This window comes from Clostridium acetobutylicum ATCC 824, from assembly GCF_000008765.1.
Taxonomy (GTDB): Bacteria; Bacillota; Clostridia; order Clostridiales; family Clostridiaceae; genus Clostridium_S; species Clostridium_S acetobutylicum.
Map to the genome: position 1 here is coordinate 3,282,921 of NC_003030.1, position 20,308 is coordinate 3,303,228.

Below are 20,308 nucleotides of genomic sequence, written 5' to 3' on the forward strand. Positions count from 1 at the left end.
GTCATGTATATTAAGTCCTAAAAAAGCACCCCGAAAGGAGTGCTTTTAACAAATATCTTGCTGTAAAATCTTATTTTAATTCTACTTTTCCGCCTGCTTCTTCTATTTTAGCTTTCATGCTTTCAGCTTCTTCTTTAGCTACGCCTTCTTTAATAGTCTTAGGAGCTCCATCAACTAAAGCTTTAGCGTCTTTTAATCCAAGACCAGTTAATTCTCTAACAACTTTTATAACTTGTAATTTCTTAGCACCTGCTTCTGCAAGTACAACGTCAAATTCAGTTTTTTCTTCACCAGCTGCTGCACCTGCTGCACCTGCTGCGCCTGCTACTGCTACTGGAGCTGCAGCGCTAACACCGAACTCTTCCTCACATGCTTTTACTAATTCATTTAATTCTAAAACTGACATACCTTTTATAGCTTCTATAATTTCTTCTCTTGTCATTTTTATGGCACCTCCAAAATTTTTTATCATTCTAATTATTTTTTATTTGTATTAAGCTTGTTCTTCTGCTTCCTTTTTATCTTTAATTGCACTTAAAAGATAAGCGAAATTTGATAAAGGAGCTTTGAAACTTCCAAGTAATTTTGCAATAAGCACTTCTTTTGCTGGAACAGAAGCAAGTTCTTTAACTTTATTAACGTCAAATACTTCTCCTTGAACATATCCTGCAACTAATTCTAATGCCTTATGAGTTTTAGCAAAATCGTTTATTATTCTTGCTGGAGCTGTTGGGTCATCATAACTCATAGCTATAGCTATTGGTCCTTCTAAATATTGAGCAATTCCTTCGTATCCTAATTCATTTATTGCACGTACTGCTAATGAATTTTTGTATACTCTATATTCAACACCAGCTTCTCTTAAAGCTTTTCTAAGCTCTGTGTCTTCCTCAACATTTAAACCTTGGTACTTAACCATTATCATAGCTTCGGTTTTTCCCATCTTTTCTTTTATCTCTGCTACTTTTTGTTCTTTTAATTGTCTATTCTTATTTACCACTTCAATAAACACCTCCTCAGTAAAAACTGACTCTTTATAATAAACTAAAGGCCCCTCCGCAGACGTACGAAGAGACCATATACTTTCATATATATTGGAATCCTCGGTAGGTTGGTTATCCGTTACGCTCACGCACCTACTTTCTACGGAGTATTTACATATTTAATAATACTATAAAATTGAAACTAATCTAACACTTTAACAGGATTTATCTTTATTCCAGGACCCATTGTGCTTGATAAAGCTACTGATTTTACATATTGTCCTTTAGCTGAAGCTGGTTTAGCTTTTACTATTGCATCCATTAATGCATGGAAATTTTGTTTTAACTTTTCTGCACCAAATGAACTTTTTCCTACTGGAACGTGAACAATAGCAGTTTTATCTACTCTATATTCAACTTTACCAGCTTTGATTTCTGTTAATGCTTTTGCTACGTCAAATGTAACAGTACCTGATTTAGGATTTGGCATTAAACCTTTTGGTCCAAGAACTCTTCCTAATCTTCCTACTACACCCATCATATCAGGAGTAGCTACAACAACATCAAAGTCAAACCAATTTTCACTTTGTATTTTTGTTGCTAATTCTTCTGCTCCTACATAATCAGCACCTGCTGCTTCTGCTTCTTTAGCTTTATCGCCTTTAGCAAAAACTAAAACTCTTACTTTTTTACCAGTTCCATTAGGTAAAATAACAACACCTCTTACTTGTTGATCTGCATGTCTTGGATCTACTCCAAGCCTTACAGCAAGTTCTACTGTCTCATCAAATTTAGCCTTAGATGTTTTCACAACTAAATCTACTGCTTCATCTGGAGCATAAAGAGTGTTTTTATCTACTAATTTTGCACTTTCGATATACTTCTTGCCCATTTTTAATCCTCCTTTGTGGTAATAACGGTTTTACCTCCCACTATTTTAAAAACTAATCTACTACTTCTACACCCATGCTTCTAGCTGTTCCAGCTATCATGCTCATTGCAGCTTCTAAAGATGCTGCATTCAAATCTGGCATTTTAGTTTGAGCAATTTCCTTAACTTGTTCTTTAGTTATTTTACCAACTTTATTCTTGTTAGGAACGCCTGAACCACTTTCAATACCAGCTGCTTTCTTTATCAAAACTGCTGCAGGAGGAGTCTTAAGTATGAAACTAAAAGATCTATCCTGATAAACTGTAATTACAACTGGAATAGTAAATCCAGCTTGATTAGCAGTTTTAGCATTGTATTCTTTACAGAATGCCATGATATTTACACCATGCTGTCCTAATGCTGGACCAACTGGTGGTGCTGGAGTTGCTTTTCCTGCAGGTAATTGTAGTTTTATTAAACCTACTACTTTCTTTGCCATGAAACTTACACCTCCTATAAGGTATTACCCTTACTAATCTAGTTTTTCTATTTGATTAAAATCAAGCTCAACAGGAGTTTCCCTGCCAAACATATTAACTAAGCCTTTTAATTTGCCTTTTTCTAAATTGATTTCTTGGATGAGAGCTACTTGATCCATAAGTGGACCAGAAATAACTTTTACATTTTCACCAACAACAATATCTATGCTAGCTACTTTTTCCCTTATGCCCATTGATTTAACTTCATCATCAGTCAAAGGAACAGGTTTTGATCCTGGGCCAACAAATCCAGTACATCCTCTTGTATTCCTAACAACATACCATGATTCATCAGTCATTACCATTTTTATAAGGACATAACTTGGAAATACTTTTTTCAAAGTTACTTTTTTCTTTCCATCCTTTTCTTCAACTTCCTCTTGAAGTGGAACTTGAATATCCATAATTAGATTTTGCAAATTTCTGTTTTCAATGGTTTTTTCAATGTTTGCTTTTACTTTATTCTCATAACCGGAATATGTATGTACAACATACCATTTAGCTTTTTCACTCATAATTTTATGGAACAGAATTTTTTTCTGAACCCATAACCTCCCTTACATCTTACTTAAAGATCACCCTAAAGAGGTTATTAAAACCATAATCCATTATTGCTACCACTATAATATACGCAGCACAAAAAGTGAGTACCGCTATTGTGGTTTTTTTAAGATCCAATTTTGAAGGCCAAGTAATCCTATGAGTTTCAGCCCCAAGATCCTTAAAAAATCCAACAAAACCTTTTAATGGTGATTTTTCCACATTTCTATTTTTTACATTAGCAGCCATTTTTATTCACATCCTATTTATGAAATTACGGCCCGATATGCTATTTTGTCTCTTTATGAAGTGTATGTTTGTGGCAAAATGGACAATATTTTTTCATTTCTAATCTATCTGGATCATTTTTCTTATTTTTCATTGTGTTGTAATTTCTCTGTCTGCACTCAGTACAAGCTAGTGTTAGTTTTACTCTCACAATCTACACCTCCCAATTTTTAAGAAAATTTCCTATGCCTTGCTAAAATACGCACTACCTCAATATATTATCACAATTATTACAGCGTGTCAAACACATATCAAGGACTCATTAGTTTTTTTCTACTTTATTTTTATAATTAACTTTATCCTACTTAAAGGGACTGGGTCTGTCACCCAGTCCGCTTACACATGTAGGAAAACAACTTCTCTTTTATTACTCTATTATACTAGTAACAACTCCTGATCCAACTGTTCTTCCGCCTTCTCTGATAGCGAATCTTAAGTTGTCTCCCATTGCTACTTTTGTTATTAATTCAACTGTCATATCTATGTGGTCTCCTGGCATTACCATTTCTACTCCATCTGGTAACTGGATTGATCCTGTTACGTCTGTTGTTCTGAAATAGAATTGTGGTCTATATCCATTGAAGAATGGTGTATGTCTTCCGCCTTCTTCTTTCTTTAATACGTATACTTGACCTACGAATTTATTATGTGGAGTTATTGAACCTGGTTTTGCTAATACCTGACCTCTTTCGATGTCTTCTCTCTGTACTCCTCTTAATAATGCTCCGATGTTATCTCCTGCTAATGCACTATCAAGTATTTTTCTGAACATTTCTACGCCTGTTACTACTACTTTTGTTATTTCATCTTTCATTCCAACGATTTCTACTTCGTCTCCAACTTTTAATGTTCCAGTTTCAACTCTTCCTGTTGCAACTGTTCCTCTTCCTGTTATTGTGAAGACATCTTCGATTGGCATTAAGAATGCTTTATCTGTTGGTCTTTCTGGTGTTGGGATGTATGCATCTACTTCTGCCATTAAGTCTTTTATTGGTTTTATTGCTTCTGCATCATCTGGATTCTGTAATGCTTTTAACGCACTTCCTACTACGATTGGTGTATCATCGCCTGGGAATCCATATTCGTTTAATAACTCTCTTACTTCCATTTCTACTAAGTCGATTAATTCTGGATCATCTACTTGGTCTGCTTTATTTAAGAATACTACTATATATTCAACACCAACTCTTGATGCCAATAGTATGTGCTCTCTTGTTTGTGGCATTGGACCATCTGCTGCACTTACTACTAGGATTGCTCCATCCATTTGCGCTGCTCCTGTAATCATGTTCTTTACATAGTCAGCATGTCCTGGGCAGTCAACGTGAGCATAGTGTCTATTCTCTGTTTCATACTCAACGTGTGCTGTGTTGATTGTTATTCCTCTTTCTTTTTCCTCTGGTGCTTTATCAATCTCTTCGTAATTGAATGCTTTTGCTTTTCCTTCTTTTGCTAATATTGTTGTTATTGCTGCTGTTAATGTTGTTTTACCGTGATCTACGTGTCCTATTGTTCCTATGTTTACATGTGGTTTCGTTCTTTCAAATTTTTCCTTTGCCATTTTTGGTTCCTCCTTAATACTTATGGTAAACAATTAATATTTATTGTATTACACCACAATTAGTAATGTATTAAAAATTTTTATTATAGAACACCATTATCTATATGCATAATTAGCATTATGTATATAACTACAAGCAAACACTAAAAACATGACGAAACTTAGTCCATTCATGTAAACTGTTCCTGGTGTGTTCTATGCAATAAGTTTTGGAGCCCACGACCAGATTTGAACTGGCGACCTCCACCTTACCAAGGTGACGCTCTACCTACTGAGCCACATGGGCAACTTTATTGGAGCGGGAAACGGGTATCGAACCCGCGGCACCCAGCTTGGGAAGCTAGTGCTCTACCACTGAGCTATTCCCGCACACTCTTATAATGCTCAAAGTTATGAGCTATATACCAATTATTAATTTTACTATCAACAATTTTCTTTGTCAATATATTTTATCTTTTTTCCAAACACTTTTCCAATTTTCTTTTAACTCTTTGAAGTGCATTATCTATTGATTTAGAACATCTGTCCAAATCTTTTGCAATTTCTTGATACGATTTTCCCTCTAAATAAGACTCTAAAACCTCTATTTCTAAGCTAGAAAGTACCTTAAGCATATTTTTTCTTATCTTTGCTACTTCTTCTTTGCTTATAATAAGTTCTTCTGGATCAGATACTTCGACGCTTGATACTACATCAAATAATGTTCTATCAGAATCTTCATCATATATCGGCTTGTTCAAAGAAACATATGTATTAAGCGGTATATGCTTTTGTCTTGTTGCTGTCTTTATTGCCGTAATTATCTGTCTAGTTATGCAGATTTCTGCAAAAGCCTTAAAAGAAGCTAATTTGATAGGCTTGAAGTCTCTTATAGCCTTGTACAGTCCTATCATTCCCTCTTGACATATATCCTCTTTATCTGCACCTATTAAAAAATATGATTTTGCTTTTACTTTTACAAAATTAGAATACTTGTTAATTAAGTATTCTTGTGATTTCTCATCCCCGAGTTTTGCCATCATTACTATTTCTTCATCTAGTTTGTCATCAAAATTAATTTGCCGATTGCTAGCAATCTCATTTTCCACTGATATCCCCCCTATGTAACCCACAAAACAATTATACAATAGTAATATTTTTCAAGTCAATATTTTCAAAGATTTTTTCTTATTTTATCCAGTTTTTCCATTATATTTTTATCAATTCTATCTTCTAACCGATTATACTTCTTTTCATTTCTAATTTTCTCAGCTTTTTTGCTTATTCTCCCATGAATTTTTTGTACATCATTATAAAATTCTATGGAAGACATTCTAGTAGATCCTCTTTGAAAAACAACCTGCTGTTCTAAATTATCGGATGTAACTACACAAACTTCAGATTTTCTTCCAACTTTATTTACATATCTTTCAATAAAACTATCTGCTGTTTCTCCTGCCTTTGTATACACTATAGTAAATTTATCGTACATTTTAATCTTTTCTCCAGTGTTCCCAGGGATATGATGCGCATCAAAAACAACTATAATCTTGCAATTCGTAAATTCGCCGTATTCTACTAATACCTCTATAAGCTTATCTCTTGCACTCTCTAAACTCACATCATCCTTAATAGAATTGAGTTTTCCCCAACTATTTATAACATTGTACCCATCCACAAGAATAGTTTTCAATTTTCCTATCCTCTTTTTACAATTCTTTGCTTTAAAATTTCATACATAACAATACCTGCAGCAACAGATGCGTTAAGAGAGTTGACTTTACCTACCATTGGGATTTTTACAAGCACATCACATTTTTGCTTTGTGAGCTTTGAAATTCCCCTTCCTTCACTTCCTATTACGAGAGCTAAGGCCCCAGTCATATTTTGATTGTAGCAGTAATTTTCTCCATCAATTTCTGCTCCATAAACCCAAATTCCCTCTTTTTTAAGCTTATCTATTGCAAGATTTATGTTACTTACTTTGGCTATTTTTACGTATTTAACTGCACCCGCAGAAGTTTTGTATACTGTTGGGGTCACACCTACATTTCTTCTTTTAGGTATTATAATTCCATGTACTCCACATAATTCAGCAGTCCTTATAATAGAGCCCAAATTATGAGGATCTTCTATTTCATCTAACACAAGTATAAAAGGATCTTCATTCTTTTCCTTTGCATTTAAAATGATATCATCTACATCACAGTAATTATAAGGCGTTGATATGGCTATTACACCTTGATGTACTCCTCCATTAGATATCTTATCTAGCTTTTTTCTATCAACATATTTAACAGGTATTCCTTTTTCTTTAGCTTTTGCAAGTATTACATTTATGGAACCTTCACTTTTTCCACTAGAAACTAATACTTGCTCTATAGTTGAATCAGATTTTAATGCCTCTATCACAGCATTTCTACCTTCTATTAAATCTTCTCTTTCTTTATTATCCATATTTCCTCCAAAATACATATTTTAAGCAAATTTATTTTTCATAATCATTTGTTTTCCACAAGTAAATTTTCCTTCTTTGCACTTTCCAAATACACATGAAGGAAGCGCCTTAACATATAATACTTGAGATAGCTTTCTTAGTTTTTCAAGCTTCTTAGTTGAAAGTTCCCTTATTTCCCATTGAGCATTAAAACATATTCTATCAGCCAACATCTGACAATCTATTCTCGCATTTGTTGATATAACAAGCTTTATTCGATCACAGTTAAGAAGAAAATTTAGCGATTTCTCTTCACCATATTCTTTAAGCACATATTTTCTAAACTTTTTAAATTCATGTGTTAATTCAACAAATCTATTATAAAATTCAGATTCCTTAACGGTACTTGGAACTACTACTTCTCTTTTTTCATCTTGTATTATATTAAATAAAGCTTCCCTATGATTTTCAGATAACCTATGCCTTATCTGTTGATGATAAGTTACCATACTGCACATCATTCCAAAGGTAGTTCTTGCTTGCTCTGCTATACTCTCATGACCATATCCTAATACTCTTTCAGATACACCCTTTGCCTTTTCTGTAGCATTGTCTCCCCAAAGCTCCATAACCTCTGACGGAGTTTTATCGTGAGTACTGGTTATAGCACCAAGTCCAACCTTAAGATCCAAGTCTTCAAAAGAATTAAGTAGAACTATATTATCACATTCACTTATTTTATCAAACGCTGATTTATAAAAGTTTTCAATAAGTTTACGATTATAATTACTTTTTAGCTTTGATAAAAACAAGGAAAGCTTTTCCGGCAACTTACTTAAAACAAGCTTTTTTAAATCGCTAAAAATTTCACTGTAATGTCTATCATTAAGCAAGTAAAAGAAATCTATAAGCTTTTCCCCGTTCATTGCCATGCTTATATTCGTCTTACAGGCTAAAGGAAGTATATATCTAGCATCCTCAATAGGTATACCATATAAATAGTTTTCGGCTTTAGGTCTCCCTTTAAATTGTCCCTCTTTAAGACGTGACATCTCCTCATAAAGTTCAAAAGCTTTTCTAAGTAGCTCTTTTGCTTTTAATTCGTCTTCATGCCTTAAGTCTGGAAGATCAAAAGAATTTTCTTTAAGTGTTACATACCTTTGACTTTGCTGAACATATGATGCCTTAAGTTCACATATCAAAGTACTTTGAAGCCTATTAATTCCTTCTAAAACAAAAGAAACATTTGCACACTTTAAAATTTCTCTTAACTCACTAACTTCTATATTTTCAGTATTTTCTATACTTAATATTCCTTCAATTTCACATAATCCTGTTTGCTCAAAATTAGTTATCTTCAATTTATCTTCACCCTTTGCTATTTTCCTTTATTTCTACGACCTTTTCTAATATAAAATTTAGCCTATCAATTTGATTTGTTAGATAAAGATATCCTATTAAAGCCTCAAAACCAGTTGACGCTCTATACTCGCATATATCAGCATTTTTAGGCGAAGTAGCTGATTTTGCATTTCTTCCTCTCTTATATATCCTTACCTCTTCTTCATTTAACTCGTCATAAATTTCCTTCATAAAGGTACTTTGTGCATGAGCTTTTACAAATTCAATTGCCTTTATGTGAAGCCTATGTACTGTCATTTCATCGTATTTATCTACTATGTATATCCTCACAAAATTTTCGTAAACAGCATCTCCTACAAAAGCTAATACTAAGGGATTCAGCTGTACTGCTCTTGTCTTTGTAAATTTATCATTTAATATATTAAAATCCATTAAAGCATCTCCTAATTTTATCAGTTTTAAATAATAAAAACTATTCATTTATCTATGATAAAGATATTATAAAAAAGATTATATCATATAAAAAATGATTCTCGAAGTTTTTTGGTTATAATATACGTAAAAAGAAGTCAGGCTGTCTTCCCAACTTCTAAAAAAACTTTTTATGCTTATAATACTTCATTAACCTGTGAAATAAATTCTCCTACTTTACGAATCATCTCTTCCTTTGGTATATCCTCCTCAACAATTTTCATAACAGCACTTCCTATAATAACTCCATCACAATATTCTTTCATCTTTTGTGCCATTTCTGGACTAGATATGCCGAAGCCTATGCATTTAGGTACATTCGAAGCTTTTGAAACTACATCTATATAAGCTTTAACATCATTAGCTATAATATTTCTAACTCCAGTAACTCCATTAGTAGAAACACAATATATAAAGCCCTTGGCCCCATTAACTATTTTACCTATTCTATCCTCTGAAGTAGGTGCTACAAGTGGTATTATATAAAATTCATATCTGTCTGCTATTTCTTTCACCCTTTCTCTTTCTTCAAGAGGTAAATCTGGTATTACTATTCCATCTACGCCAGATTCTTTGGAATCTTTAATAAACTTCTCTAATCCATATTTAAAAACACATCCAAAGTATCCCATATAGACTATTGGTATTTTAACATTTTTACGTACCTCTTTTACCATATTCATTATATCCTTTATCTTAAGTCCATTATTAAGAGCTCCAGATGAAGATATTTGTATAATAGGACCATCTGCAACGGGATCTGAGTAAGGTATTCCAAGCTCTATTAAATCAGCTCCGGATTTCTCCATTTCAATAACTATTTTCTTTGTCGTTTCAACATCAGGATATCCACTTGTAACAAATGGAATCATAGCTTTTTTGTTTTTATATTTTAACTCCTTAAATTTCAAATCAATTTTATTTGCCATTTTTATTTTCCTCCATATTTTTCATTACAGTATTTACATCCTTATCTCCTCTTCCAGAAAGATTTATAATAACAATCTCATCTTTTGATAGGCTAGGTGCCAGTTTCATAGCATAGGCTACTGCATGAGAACTCTCAAGCGCAGGTATTATTCCTTCCTTTTCCGATAAATACAAAAACGCCTTTAAGGCTTCTTTATCAGTTACAGCCTCATAGCTTGCTCTTTCTTTTTCCTTTAAGTAAGAATGCTGTGGTCCCACTCCTGGATAATCAAGCCCCGCAGATACTGAATATGCTGGAGTTATTTGACCATCTTCGTCTTGAAGCACATAAGTCATCATTCCATGTATTATACCTACACTTCCTTTTGTAAGCGTTGCCGCATGCATTGGAGTATCAATCCCGAGCCCAGCTGCTTCAACACCTATAAGCTTCACTCCTTCATCCTTAATAAAAGGATAAAATATACCCATGGAGTTACTTCCCCCTCCTACACATGCAACAACATAGTCTGGAAGTCTTCCTTCTGCTTTTAATATCTGCTTTCTAGCCTCTTCTCCTATAATCTTTTGAAAGTCTTTTACTATAGTTGGATACGGATGCGGACCCATTACTGAACCTATTACATAGTAAGTATTGTCTATATTCGTAACCCAATCTCTCATAGCTGCGTTTATTGCATCCTTTAAAGTATTAGTGCCCGATTTTACTGAATTCACTTTTGCTCCTAATATCTTCATTCTAAACACATTAAGCGCTTGCCTTTCAACATCTTCTGCTCCCATAAACACTTCACATTCTAATCCAAACAAAGCTGCTGCTGTAGCCGTAGCAACTCCATGCTGTCCTGCTCCTGTTTCTGCTATGACTCTCTTTTTTCCCATTCTCTTTGCCAAAAGTACTTGTCCTAAAGCATTATTTAACTTATGGGAACCTGTATGATTTAAATCCTCTCTTTTTAGATATATTTTTGCTCCACCAAGATTCTTTGTCATGTTTTCAGCAAAATATAGTGGTGTTTCTCTTCCAACATATTTTTCAAGATAATACTTGTATTCCATCATAAATTTTTCATCATTTATTGCCTTATTAAATTCAACCTCAAGTTCATTTATTGCATTCATTAATGTCTCTGGAACATACTGTCCTCCAAATTTTCCAAATCTTCCATTCATTTAAACTTCCTCACTCTCATTATAAATTTTTTTATCTTCTCTTCATCCTTAAAGCCATCTGTCTCTACTCCACTGGAAACATCTACAGCAAAAGGGTTAAGTACCTCTATACATTTTTCAACATTGTCTATATTTAAGCCACCCGCTGCAATAATTGGCTTTAGTATTTTATCTTGGTTTTCCTTAAGTAAATTCCAATTAAAACTCTTCCCAGTACCTCCTCTATTAGTGCCATCATATCCATCTACTAAAAAAGCATCTATTCTGTAATTTTTAAATTTTTCTACATCTTTACCAGCTGTTACATTAACTGCTTTCCATACTTTAAATCCCTTTAATTTATCTATATATTCTTCATTTTCATCCCCATGAAGCTGCACTATATCAAGTTTTACTCTAAAAGAAACTTCCTTTACCTTTTCTATGTCCTCATTTACAAACACACCAACTTTTTTAATAGATACATCTAGTTTGTCTGCAAGTTTTTCTGCTTTGTACATATCGACCTGACGCTTACTTTTAGCAAATACAAAACCTACATAGTTAGGCTTATACTTATTTACTATTTCTATATCTTCTTCTCTTCTTATTCCACATACCTTAATTTTAACCATTATCCTTAGCCTTCTTTAAAAATTCATTTATACCCTTTAAATCATCTATATTTCTCATAAAGGTTTCACCTATTAAAACAGCATTCACTCCTATTGATCTCAAATACAATATATCTTCTGGTGTTTTTATTGAGCTTTCTGAAACAATTATTCTATCCCTTGGTACGTATTTCATAAGCCTCTTTGTAGTTGTAATATCTGTAGAAAAATCCCTTAAATCTCTGTTGTTTATTCCTATTATGCTGCAACCAATTTCAGACGCTAATTTTGCTTCTTCCTCATTATGAACCTCAGTTATAGAATCAAGTCCAAGTTCCAGTGTTCTATTGTAAAAGCATTCCAGCTTATCTTTAAGTACTGCTGCTATTAACAAAACAGCGTCTGCTCCTATAAGCTTGGCTTCATAAAGTTGATATTCATCTACTATAAAATCCTTTCTAAGTATGGGTTTAGAGTTCACTTCTTTTACAATCTTAATGTATTCATTTTTTCCCAGGAAATATTTCTTTTCCGTAAGAATCGACACTGCATCTATGTTTATATTTTCATAAATTTGTCCTATTTTTACGGGATTAAAATCTTCCCTTATAACTCCCTTAGATGGTGATGCCTTTTTAATTTCTGCTATTATAGATATATTTTCTTTTTCGAGAGCTTCTTTAAAATTTCTCTTATCTAAATTTAAAGAATTCAATTTTGATTTTATATCATCTAAGCTAAGCGCCTTTTTATCCTCTATAAGCTGGAGCTTTTTATCACGAACAATATCATCAAGTATCAACTAAAATCCCTCCTATACAAGTTCTTCATATTTTTGAAACGCCTTACCGCTGTCTATAATATTGCAAGCTAGCCTTACTCCGTCCTTTAAGTTTTCTGTGATTTTCCCAATATATAGGGCTGCTGCTGCATTTAAAACTGCAATATCTCTTTTAGGTCCACCTTTTCCCTTTAAAATATCTATTATTATCTCTGCGTTTTCCTTAGGAGTTCCGCCCCTTACATCCTCAATTTTAGAACGCTTGATTCCAAAATCCTCAGGTTTTATTACATAATCTTTTATTCTTCCGTCTTTTATTTCACTTACAAAGGTTGAGCCTGTTATAGTTATTTCATCTAAGCCATCACATCCATTTAAAACCATTGCTTTTTCTAATCCACACTTAAGGAGAACTTCTGCTAATGGATGAGTTAATTTTTGATCAAATACTCCAAGCACCTGCCCACCTATATTGCATGGATTTGTAAGTGGTCCTAAAAGATTAAATATGGTTTTGAAACCAAGGCTTTTTCTCACAGGGGCAACATTTTTCATAGCCTTGTGATAACTTTGTGCAAATATAAAAGCCATACCCTTTTCTTCAATTTCTCTTTTAACCTCTTCTGGCTTTAGATTTATACTTACCCCAAGCTCTGTTAATACATCTGCACTTCCACTTTTACTAGAACCTGCCCTATTACCATGCTTAGCTATCTTAACTCCTCCCGCTGCTGCAATTATGCTTGAGCAAGTGGACACATTAAAGGTTTTTCCACCATCTCCTCCTGTTCCACAGGTATCTATAGCGTATAAATTGTTCACCTCTACTTTAACAGCATGCTCCTTCATGGCCCTCGCACAGCCTAATATTTCTTCTACCTCTTCACCCTTCATTCTAAGACCAGTTAAAAAAGCTGCCATATCTATTTCACTTACTTTTCCGTCCATAATTTCATTCATCGCGCCATAAGCTTCATTCTCACTTAAAGTTTCAAATCGAACAATTTTTTTAATAGCATCCTTTAACATTACAAATACCCCCTAAAAAGTTTTTAATAAGCTTTCTTCCATCTTCCGTAAAGTATGACTCAGGATGAAATTGAATTCCGAATATTTTGTATCTTTTATGCCTTACTGCCATTATTACTCCATCATCAGTTTCTGCTGTTATATAAAGTTCATTAGGAAAACTATATTTATCAGCAACAAGAGAATGATACCTCATGACTTTTAAAGGATTTTTTATACCTTCAAAAATTTCCTTTTCGTCATGCTTTATTACAGATGTCTTACCATGCATAATAGTCTGTGCCCCAATTACTTTGCCTCCAAAGGCTTCGGCTATAGATTGATGTCCTAAGCAAATTCCTAGAATAGGTATAAATTCACCTAATCTTTTAACGACTTCTATAGAAATTCCAGCATCATAAGGAGTGCCAGGTCCCGGAGAAATTATTATTCCTTCTGGCTTCATTTTCTTTATATCCTCTAGCGAAATTTCATCATTTCTTGCAACTTTTACATCCTTGTATATCTCACCCACATATTGATATAGGTTATAAGTAAAGGAATCATAATTATCTATTATTAAAATCACTTATATCACTTCCTTAAGAATTTGGGATTTATTCATACTCTCTTCGTACTCATTTTCAGGGATGGAATCATACACAACTCCACCGCCTGCCTGTGCATATGCTTTACCTTCTTTTATGACAAGAGTTCTTATAGCAATACATGTATCCATGTTTCCGTCATAAGAAAAATACCCGACTGCACCTGCATAACAGCCTCTCTTTGTGTTCTCTAATTCGTCTATTATCTCCATAGCTCTTATTTTAGGCGCTCCTGACACTGTACCAGCTGGAAGACATGATTTTAAAGCTTCAAAGCAATCGTATTCTTTTTTAAGCCTTCCAGAAACCTTAGACACTATGTGCATAACATGTGAATACAATTCCACTTCCATAAACTTATCCACAGTAACTGTGCCAAACTCACTTATTTTCCCTATATCGTTTCTAGCCAGGTCTAAAAGCATTGAATGTTCCGCTATTTCCTTCTCATCATTTATAAGCTCGCTCTTAAGCTTAATATCCTCTTGTTCATTTTTTCCTCTAGGTCTTGTTCCCGCTATTGGATTTGTTATTACCCTATCCTTAAACACACATACCAAACTCTCGGGCGATGAACCTGTAACCTGAAAATCATTAAAGTCTATATAGAAAAGATATGGGGATGGATTTTTGCCTCTAAGCCTTCTGTACACATTAAACGGTCTTTCATCTATATCCATTACAAACCTTTGAGAAGGAACCATTTGAAAAATATCACCCTTAACTATATATTCCTGAGCTTTTTTTACCATTTTGCAAAATTCATCCTTTGTAAAATTAGAACTTATATTAGCTGGATTATGACTTTCCGGAAGCTTGTGCATTTCTCTAGTTTTTTTTGAAATTTCACTCAATTCAAAAAGTTCTTGTTTGATTTCTTTGTAGGATTTATCATCTTCTCTAAACACATTATAGATGTATACAATACTGTTTTTCACATGGTCATAGCAGATAATTTTTTTATAAAACATGAGAATAGCATCTGGTATTTTTAAATCATCTTCATTTAAGCTGGGTATTTTTTCGTATTGCTTTATTATGTCGTAGCCTACATACCCTACTCCTCCACCACAAAAAGGATATTTACTCTTTTCAATCTTTCCTTCCTCAGTAAGCTTTCTTGCAACCTTAAGGAATTTATCTTCTACTTTTTTTACATAGCCATTCCTAATAATTTCAGTATTGTTACTAAATCCTTTTATTATTGCATAAGGATTAGCTCCTATGAAAGAATATCTTCCTTTAGATTCCGAAAATAAGTTACTCTCAAGCAAGAACTTGTTTTTCCCTTCTAGATTATAAAATAATGATATTGGAGTTATCTCATCTCCATTTTCCTCGTAAATAACTTGAAATGCTTTTTTTAACTTTTTGTTATCATTAAACTGTTCTTCTGAAATATTGTACATAACACACTCTCCTTTTTTCAAAACATTAAAAATTTTTAGATTATTATGTCTTTTATCTGTGCAACTATGCTTTTAAAAGTTCTACGATATTAGTTTCAAATTTTAATAAAAAACGCAAAAAGACCACTTCGTTCCTTTGTATGGGACGAAGTGGTCCGTGGTGCCACCCATTTTAATCTAAGTAAATAAATAGATCATCTTTTACAGATACGGAAATTACAATTTCGATATCCTGTCCTTTTAACGGTAGACTTTCCGAATGCTACTACTGAATACCTCTTTCACAGCATCGTCTCATAGATCCATTCACTACAAGCTACGGTACCGGCTCACACTAACCCGACTCGCTTTAACCAATTTCTTAATAGCTACTACTTCTATTCACAGACTTGTATCAACTAAATTGTAATGTAATTATATAATATTCAGAATATAGTGTCAACATAAAATTTAGATATTTATTCCTTTAGTGGATTAAAACTTTAATTCTTGTCACCGTTTAAGGCATAAAAATTCTTCTATCCTCTACTTATTAAGATCACACTCCATTAAAGAAACTATCCTTGTTTTATGCACTTTTTTATATATAAAATAAAAACATAAAAATAAAGGAATGCTTCCATAGTTAGTTGTAAAATCGAACCAACTGAAGGTTTTTGCTTGAAACACCCATATATTAGCACCAAATAAAACTACTGTACAAAGTATCATTGCAAATATAGGACCAAATGGATACAATAAAGCCTTATACTTTAAATCTTCAATTTTATTTCCTTGAGCAATATAAGCTTTTCTAAATCTATAATGACAAATTGCTATTCCAAGCCATGTTATAAATGTTGTTATACCCGATAAATTGTAAAGAATTGAATATATCTTACCGTCACCAATAAGCGATGCAAAAAACGCTGTTGATGCAATAACAGAAGTAAAAATAAGAGCATTTAGTGGTACACCACTTTTATTTAATTTACCAAATATCTTTGGTGCTTTTCCTTCTTTAGCCATAGCATACATCATACGTGAACCTGCATAAAGACCTGAATTACCACAGGAAAGCACAGAAGTTAGTATAACTGCATTCATTATTGACGCTGCAAGAGCAATTCCAGATCTTTTAAACACTATAGTAAATGGACTATACGCTATATCTGATACACCATTTTTAAGCAAATTAGAATCATTAAAAGGAATGATAAAACCAATAACTATAATTGCACCAATATAAAAAATAAGTATTCTCCAAAAAACTGAATTTATTGCTTTTGGTACATCCTTTTCCGGATTTTCAGCTTCACCAGCAGCTAAACCTACTACCTCTGTGCCAGCAAAAGAAAATCCGGCAGTTAAAAAGCTCATTAATATAGCCATTCCTCCACCTACAAATGGTGCTGAATTCCCTTTTCCATCCTTAAGCACCCAATTGCTAAAACCTACTCCATGTCCGCCCATTATTCCAAATATAATAAGCACTCCCATAATAAGAAATACTATAATTGTTACGACTTTTATACTTGAAAACCAGTATTCTCCTTCACCATATGCTTTTGCAGATAGCAAATTCAGACCAAATAAAATAACTAAAAATCCTATACTCCAAATAGTTGTCCCTGTATTTGGCAACCAAAACTTAACAACAAGTCCGCCTGCAACTAATTCTGCTGCAACAGTTATCGCCCAGTTAAACCAGTAGTTCCAACCTAATGCAAAACCTAATGCTGGATCTACAAACTTTGAGGCATAGGTTTCAAATGAACCAGCGTTTGGTATCATTGTAGCCATTTCTCCCAGCGATGTCATTAAAAAATACACAAGCACCCCCATAATAGCATAGGCTGCAATAGCACCTCCTGGACCCGCCGTACTTATTGTATTACCACTAGTAAAAAACAAACCTGTACCAATTGATCCTCCAATGGCAATCATATTCATATGTCGTGTTTTTAAACTTCTCTTTAATTCACCATTTTTATCTTTCTCTAACTCTGCAGACACTAAAACTGCCCCCTCTTTTGTTCTAATATACTAAAAGTTAATTCTTTAAATTTCTTACACTAAAATATAATTTCACTATGATAAAGTGCTAAAGCACTAAGACAATAAAGTCTTAAAGTATTATATCATATGTGGACATATTTATAAATATAATTTTTTAAAAAACCTTATATGAAAGCATCCTATAAATTAGTATATGATTATACCCCTCTATACTTTATAATGTATTTTTTGTATAATATATACACAGGATTTAATATTTTATTACTTAGCTTAGATAAAGAATAGGAGGAAAAATGAAGAGAAAACTTATACTAATAGCTGTTGTTATAATGTTTATGTTTACAGGCTGTTCTCTAGGAGAGAAAAAAGTTAATATTTCTAATTCTGAAAAACTAAAATTAAAGCCTAATGAAGTGATAGAAAATTATTTCAAGTACTATGGTGAAAAGAGTAGGACAGGCATACTTTCTACTTTAACACCTTGGCAAAACAAACCCAACACGAACTTTGAATTTGACAATTTAAAATCTATTAACCTTATTAATATAGTTGAAGATTCAAACTTAAAGCAAAAGGAAGCCTACATGAAATACGGCCGTGGAAGTGTTAATGGGGTAAAAGAGGAAAATGTAAGAATTTACAAAGTTACATTTGATGTTAAATGCAAGAAAGATGATGCTAGTGCATTTACCACCGGAAGAAACGTTGAATGGTTTACAGTTGTAAGAAAAAATAAAAATTCACCTTGGTTAATTGATAATCATGGCGAAGTATAAAGGTTGGTATTTTATATTATAAAATACCAACCTTTTAAAATTATCAAATAAAAACTACTGCGATCAAAAATATCTAAAATAATATAAATGCTATATAATTTCATAGAAACGTATTTACTTACATAGATTTTCACAAGAGCCTGTTTTTTTATTACAGACAATATTATTAGAACCACAAGACGGACACATATGCTTATCATTCTCACAATTTATTTCATATGTATTTCTGCAATCCAAGCACTTAAATTTACAAAATTTCGATTTAAAGTTTCCGCCTCCTATAGCAATTGCATTTCCTTCTGTTAATGCAATTGCTATCTTTTTTCTTGCACTATCTATAATATTTTGAAACGTCTGCCTTGAAACTTCCATTTTAGCAGCACATTCTTCTTGATTTAATTCTTTAATATCTTTTAATCTAATAGCCTCAAGCTCTTCTATCTTTAAAGCTATTTCTTCGACTTCACATTTAGGTTTTCCCAATGGAATAAAGCATGTGCTCTTAGGAAAAAAATCCACTTTCCTAAACTTTGTTGGCCTTGACATTTTATTTCCTCCCCGCATTTTTATTTGCAATTTCATATAACTTCTCATTAAACTCAATTATTTTCTAAGCTATAAAAAGGACTTCAGTTTATTCTATATTAAACAAAAACTCCAAATGCTAGCTTATATCCAACATTTAGAGTTCCTAAACTATTGATGACTATGTTCACCATGATGATTACATACTACATTCTTATCCTCTAAATTACCATTAATATATTCTTTAATAACCTCTGTATATATTCCCGATGCTCCTCTTATAACCTTAAAGCCCTTCTGCCTTAAAGCTGTGAGGGCACCTGCCCCTATACCCCCTACTATAACCACATCTACTCCATTTTTCACGAGTAAATCAGCTAAACCTTGATGTTGATGTAAAAGCTCTACAGAGGATATCTTTTCTGCATTTACTATCTTATCATCTTCTAAGGTTGTTATAATAAAACTTTTACTCTTTCCAAAATGCTGATTTATCATATTTTCATTATTAGGTATCGCTATTTTCACAGCACTCACCCTTTCTATGTTTAATCTGTATAAAAACCAAATAAAATTTTTGGCATATGCCATTTACATTATACAATATATAATTTTTTCTTACAAACATTCACATTTATTAATTTGCTTCCATTTATCCCTTAAAATAAAAAATAGAGCTGCTACCTAATAGCAACCCATAAATTCTTCTCTTTTAATAAGGATTAATTTAACAAATAGTTTATATCTTTATCATATTCAGTATGTCCATGTTTATTAACTGTTACAGAAGTATGAAATCTTGTTTTTAAAGTAATAATTAAATCTTTCACTTCTTTATTTTTATTATTCTCATTAACAGAAACGGATTGCCAAAGATCTAGGTTATTCTTATTCACAATTAAATCAACTTTTAGTACTGGTCCAGCACCTTTTTCATCATCTACACTTATAGCTATACTCGATACATCATTGTAGTCATATCTAATGATAGAACCTAGGGTTTCAGGCGAACTAACATATATTTTATCTTTTGTAATAGTCCAAAAATTACTATATATTACTGCACCACTTATGCCCATTACAATAAGCATTTTTATTATATAAGAATAAAAATTCGGTCCTTGCGCTCTACTCAATAAATGTATAATAAGTAATACTAAACATACGCAAAAAATAATTGAAAAAATCATTGATAAAAGAGAGTAATATCCTGAGTACATAAGTACATTAGGTATATTTAACTTTCTAAAACGTAAATTTGAAATAATTTTGGCTGGTATGACTAATACATTCATAAAGATAGTTCTAAATTTTATAAAACCTATTATACAAATGACAAGGATAAAAATAAGTGAAGTGAATGTAGAAATTTTTTTTGTCATATTAAAAGCTCCTCATTAGTTAATTTTACATAATAATATTAATTATAAAATACTTTACTCTTTTATTCAATTTGATATTTAATTTAATTTAAAT

General features: G+C 32.6%; 25 protein-coding genes, 2 tRNA genes and 2 other annotated features. Of the genes, 1 reads left to right on the forward strand and 26 read right to left on the reverse strand.

All coding sequences use genetic code 11. From position 1 onward, the window contains the following. Positions 1–70: 70 nt before the first annotated feature. From rplL to CA_RS16250, 23 genes are all read right to left on the reverse strand, one after another. A complete protein-coding gene (gene rplL / locus CA_RS16140) occupies positions 71–442 on the reverse strand; it encodes a 50S ribosomal protein L7/L12 (RefSeq protein ID WP_010966422.1) in 372 nt (123 codons plus the stop codon). Positions 443–493: 51 nt separating this feature from the next. Then, a complete protein-coding gene (rplJ, locus tag CA_RS16145; RefSeq protein WP_010966423.1) occupies positions 494–1,000 on the reverse strand; it encodes a 50S ribosomal protein L10 in 507 nt (168 codons plus the stop codon). 35 nt (positions 1,001–1,035) lie between these two features. Next, positions 1,036–1,167, reverse strand: a sequence feature (ribosomal protein L10 leader region). An 18-nt stretch (positions 1,168–1,185) separates the two neighbouring features. Then, positions 1,186–1,875, reverse strand: a complete 690-nt coding sequence (gene rplA, locus CA_RS16150) for a 50S ribosomal protein L1 (RefSeq protein WP_010966424.1) — start codon at positions 1,873–1,875, stop codon at positions 1,186–1,188. A gap of 52 nt (positions 1,876–1,927) precedes the next feature. Continuing rightward, positions 1,928–2,353 (reverse strand): 50S ribosomal protein L11, encoded by a 426-nt coding sequence (gene rplK / locus CA_RS16155; protein WP_010966425.1) that lies wholly within the window; start codon positions 2,351–2,353, stop codon positions 1,928–1,930. Positions 2,354–2,386: 33 nt separating this feature from the next. Then, on the reverse strand, positions 2,387–2,908 hold the full coding sequence (gene nusG, locus CA_RS16160; protein ID WP_010966426.1) for a transcription termination/antitermination protein NusG: 522 nt from the start codon (positions 2,906–2,908) through the stop codon (positions 2,387–2,389). A 49-nt stretch (positions 2,909–2,957) separates the two neighbouring features. Beyond that, complete coding sequence (gene secE, locus CA_RS16165) at positions 2,958–3,182, reverse strand: preprotein translocase subunit SecE (RefSeq protein WP_014519038.1); 225 nt, start codon at positions 3,180–3,182, stop codon at positions 2,958–2,960. 40 nt (positions 3,183–3,222) lie between these two features. Then, complete coding sequence (rpmG, locus tag CA_RS16170) at positions 3,223–3,372, reverse strand: 50S ribosomal protein L33 (protein ID WP_010966428.1); 150 nt, start codon at positions 3,370–3,372, stop codon at positions 3,223–3,225. A gap of 216 nt (positions 3,373–3,588) precedes the next feature. After that, positions 3,589–4,782 (reverse strand): elongation factor Tu, encoded by a 1,194-nt coding sequence (tuf, locus tag CA_RS16175; protein WP_010966415.1) that lies wholly within the window; start codon positions 4,780–4,782, stop codon positions 3,589–3,591. A gap of 210 nt (positions 4,783–4,992) precedes the next feature. Beyond that, positions 4,993–5,068, reverse strand: a tRNA-Thr gene (locus CA_RS16180). 8 nt (positions 5,069–5,076) lie between these two features. Next, positions 5,077–5,151: transfer RNA gene (locus tag CA_RS16185), tRNA-Gly, on the reverse strand. An 80-nt stretch (positions 5,152–5,231) separates the two neighbouring features. Next, entirely contained in the window at positions 5,232–5,870 is a 639-nt protein-coding gene (gene sigH / locus CA_RS16190) for an RNA polymerase sporulation sigma factor SigH (protein WP_010966429.1), read from the reverse strand. A gap of 65 nt (positions 5,871–5,935) precedes the next feature. Beyond that, complete coding sequence (locus tag CA_RS16195) at positions 5,936–6,454, reverse strand: NYN domain-containing protein (protein ID WP_010966430.1); 519 nt, start codon at positions 6,452–6,454, stop codon at positions 5,936–5,938. A gap of 5 nt (positions 6,455–6,459) precedes the next feature. Continuing rightward, entirely contained in the window at positions 6,460–7,218 is a 759-nt protein-coding gene (rlmB, locus tag CA_RS16200) for a 23S rRNA (guanosine(2251)-2'-O)-methyltransferase RlmB (RefSeq protein WP_010966431.1), read from the reverse strand. Between the two features lie 21 nt (positions 7,219–7,239). Then, positions 7,240–8,559, reverse strand: a complete 1,320-nt coding sequence (locus CA_RS16205) for an FAD-dependent thymidylate synthase (protein ID WP_010966432.1) — start codon at positions 8,557–8,559, stop codon at positions 7,240–7,242. A gap of 7 nt (positions 8,560–8,566) precedes the next feature. Beyond that, positions 8,567–8,992 carry a Mini-ribonuclease 3 gene (locus CA_RS16210; protein ID WP_010966433.1) on the reverse strand — a complete coding sequence of 142 codons (426 nt, stop codon included), beginning with the start codon at positions 8,990–8,992 and terminating at the stop codon, positions 8,567–8,569. A gap of 176 nt (positions 8,993–9,168) precedes the next feature. Then, entirely contained in the window at positions 9,169–9,960 is a 792-nt protein-coding gene (trpA, locus tag CA_RS16215) for a tryptophan synthase subunit alpha (RefSeq protein ID WP_010966434.1), read from the reverse strand. Continuing rightward, entirely contained in the window at positions 9,950–11,134 is a 1,185-nt protein-coding gene (trpB, locus tag CA_RS16220; protein ID WP_010966435.1) for a tryptophan synthase subunit beta, read from the reverse strand. Before trpB ends, trpA begins: the two co-directional genes overlap by 11 nt. Next, the gene (locus tag CA_RS16225) at positions 11,131–11,748 is read right to left on the reverse strand and encodes a phosphoribosylanthranilate isomerase (RefSeq protein ID WP_010966436.1); all 618 of its coding nucleotides are present in this window, start codon (positions 11,746–11,748) and stop codon (positions 11,131–11,133) included. The genes trpB and CA_RS16225 overlap by 4 nt, the downstream gene beginning before the upstream one ends. After that, a complete protein-coding gene (gene trpC, locus CA_RS16230) occupies positions 11,741–12,529 on the reverse strand; it encodes an indole-3-glycerol phosphate synthase TrpC (RefSeq protein WP_010966437.1) in 789 nt (262 codons plus the stop codon). The genes CA_RS16225 and trpC overlap by 8 nt, the downstream gene beginning before the upstream one ends. 12 nt (positions 12,530–12,541) lie before the next feature. Continuing rightward, on the reverse strand, positions 12,542–13,537 hold the full coding sequence (gene trpD / locus CA_RS16235) for an anthranilate phosphoribosyltransferase (RefSeq protein ID WP_010966438.1): 996 nt from the start codon (positions 13,535–13,537) through the stop codon (positions 12,542–12,544). Then, positions 13,518–14,105, reverse strand: coding sequence for an anthranilate synthase component II (locus tag CA_RS16240; protein ID WP_010966439.1), 588 nt, complete (start codon positions 14,103–14,105; stop codon positions 13,518–13,520). The genes trpD and CA_RS16240 overlap by 20 nt, the downstream gene beginning before the upstream one ends. Further along, positions 14,106–15,533, reverse strand: a complete 1,428-nt coding sequence (trpE, locus tag CA_RS16245; RefSeq protein ID WP_010966440.1) for an anthranilate synthase component I — start codon at positions 15,531–15,533, stop codon at positions 14,106–14,108. Positions 15,534–15,671: 138 nt separating this feature from the next. Next, positions 15,672–15,927, reverse strand: a binding site (T-box leader). Positions 15,928–16,058: 131 nt separating this feature from the next. Next, positions 16,059–17,528: an amino acid permease gene (locus CA_RS16250; RefSeq protein WP_010966441.1), complete on the reverse strand. Its 1,470-nt coding sequence runs from the start codon at positions 17,526–17,528 to the stop codon at positions 16,059–16,061. A gap of 296 nt (positions 17,529–17,824) precedes the next feature. Between CA_RS16250 and CA_RS16255 the strand changes: the two genes are divergently transcribed. Further along, positions 17,825–18,307 carry a DUF4829 domain-containing protein gene (locus CA_RS16255; RefSeq protein ID WP_010966442.1) on the forward strand — a complete coding sequence of 161 codons (483 nt, stop codon included), beginning with the start codon at positions 17,825–17,827 and terminating at the stop codon, positions 18,305–18,307. A gap of 114 nt (positions 18,308–18,421) precedes the next feature. On the opposite strand, the gene CA_RS16260 is transcribed toward CA_RS16255, so the two are convergent. The 3 genes from CA_RS16260 to CA_RS16270 all read right to left on the reverse strand — a co-directional run bounded on the left by CA_RS16260 (position 18,422) and on the right by CA_RS16270 (position 20,214). After that, positions 18,422–18,853, reverse strand: coding sequence for a DUF134 domain-containing protein (locus tag CA_RS16260; protein WP_010966443.1), 432 nt, complete (start codon positions 18,851–18,853; stop codon positions 18,422–18,424). A 150-nt stretch (positions 18,854–19,003) separates the two neighbouring features. Beyond that, positions 19,004–19,360: a NifB/NifX family molybdenum-iron cluster-binding protein gene (locus tag CA_RS16265; RefSeq protein ID WP_010966444.1), complete on the reverse strand. Its 357-nt coding sequence runs from the start codon at positions 19,358–19,360 to the stop codon at positions 19,004–19,006. A gap of 194 nt (positions 19,361–19,554) precedes the next feature. Beyond that, positions 19,555–20,214 (reverse strand): hypothetical protein, encoded by a 660-nt coding sequence (locus CA_RS16270; protein WP_010966445.1) that lies wholly within the window; start codon positions 20,212–20,214, stop codon positions 19,555–19,557. Positions 20,215–20,308: the final 94 nt, after the last annotated feature.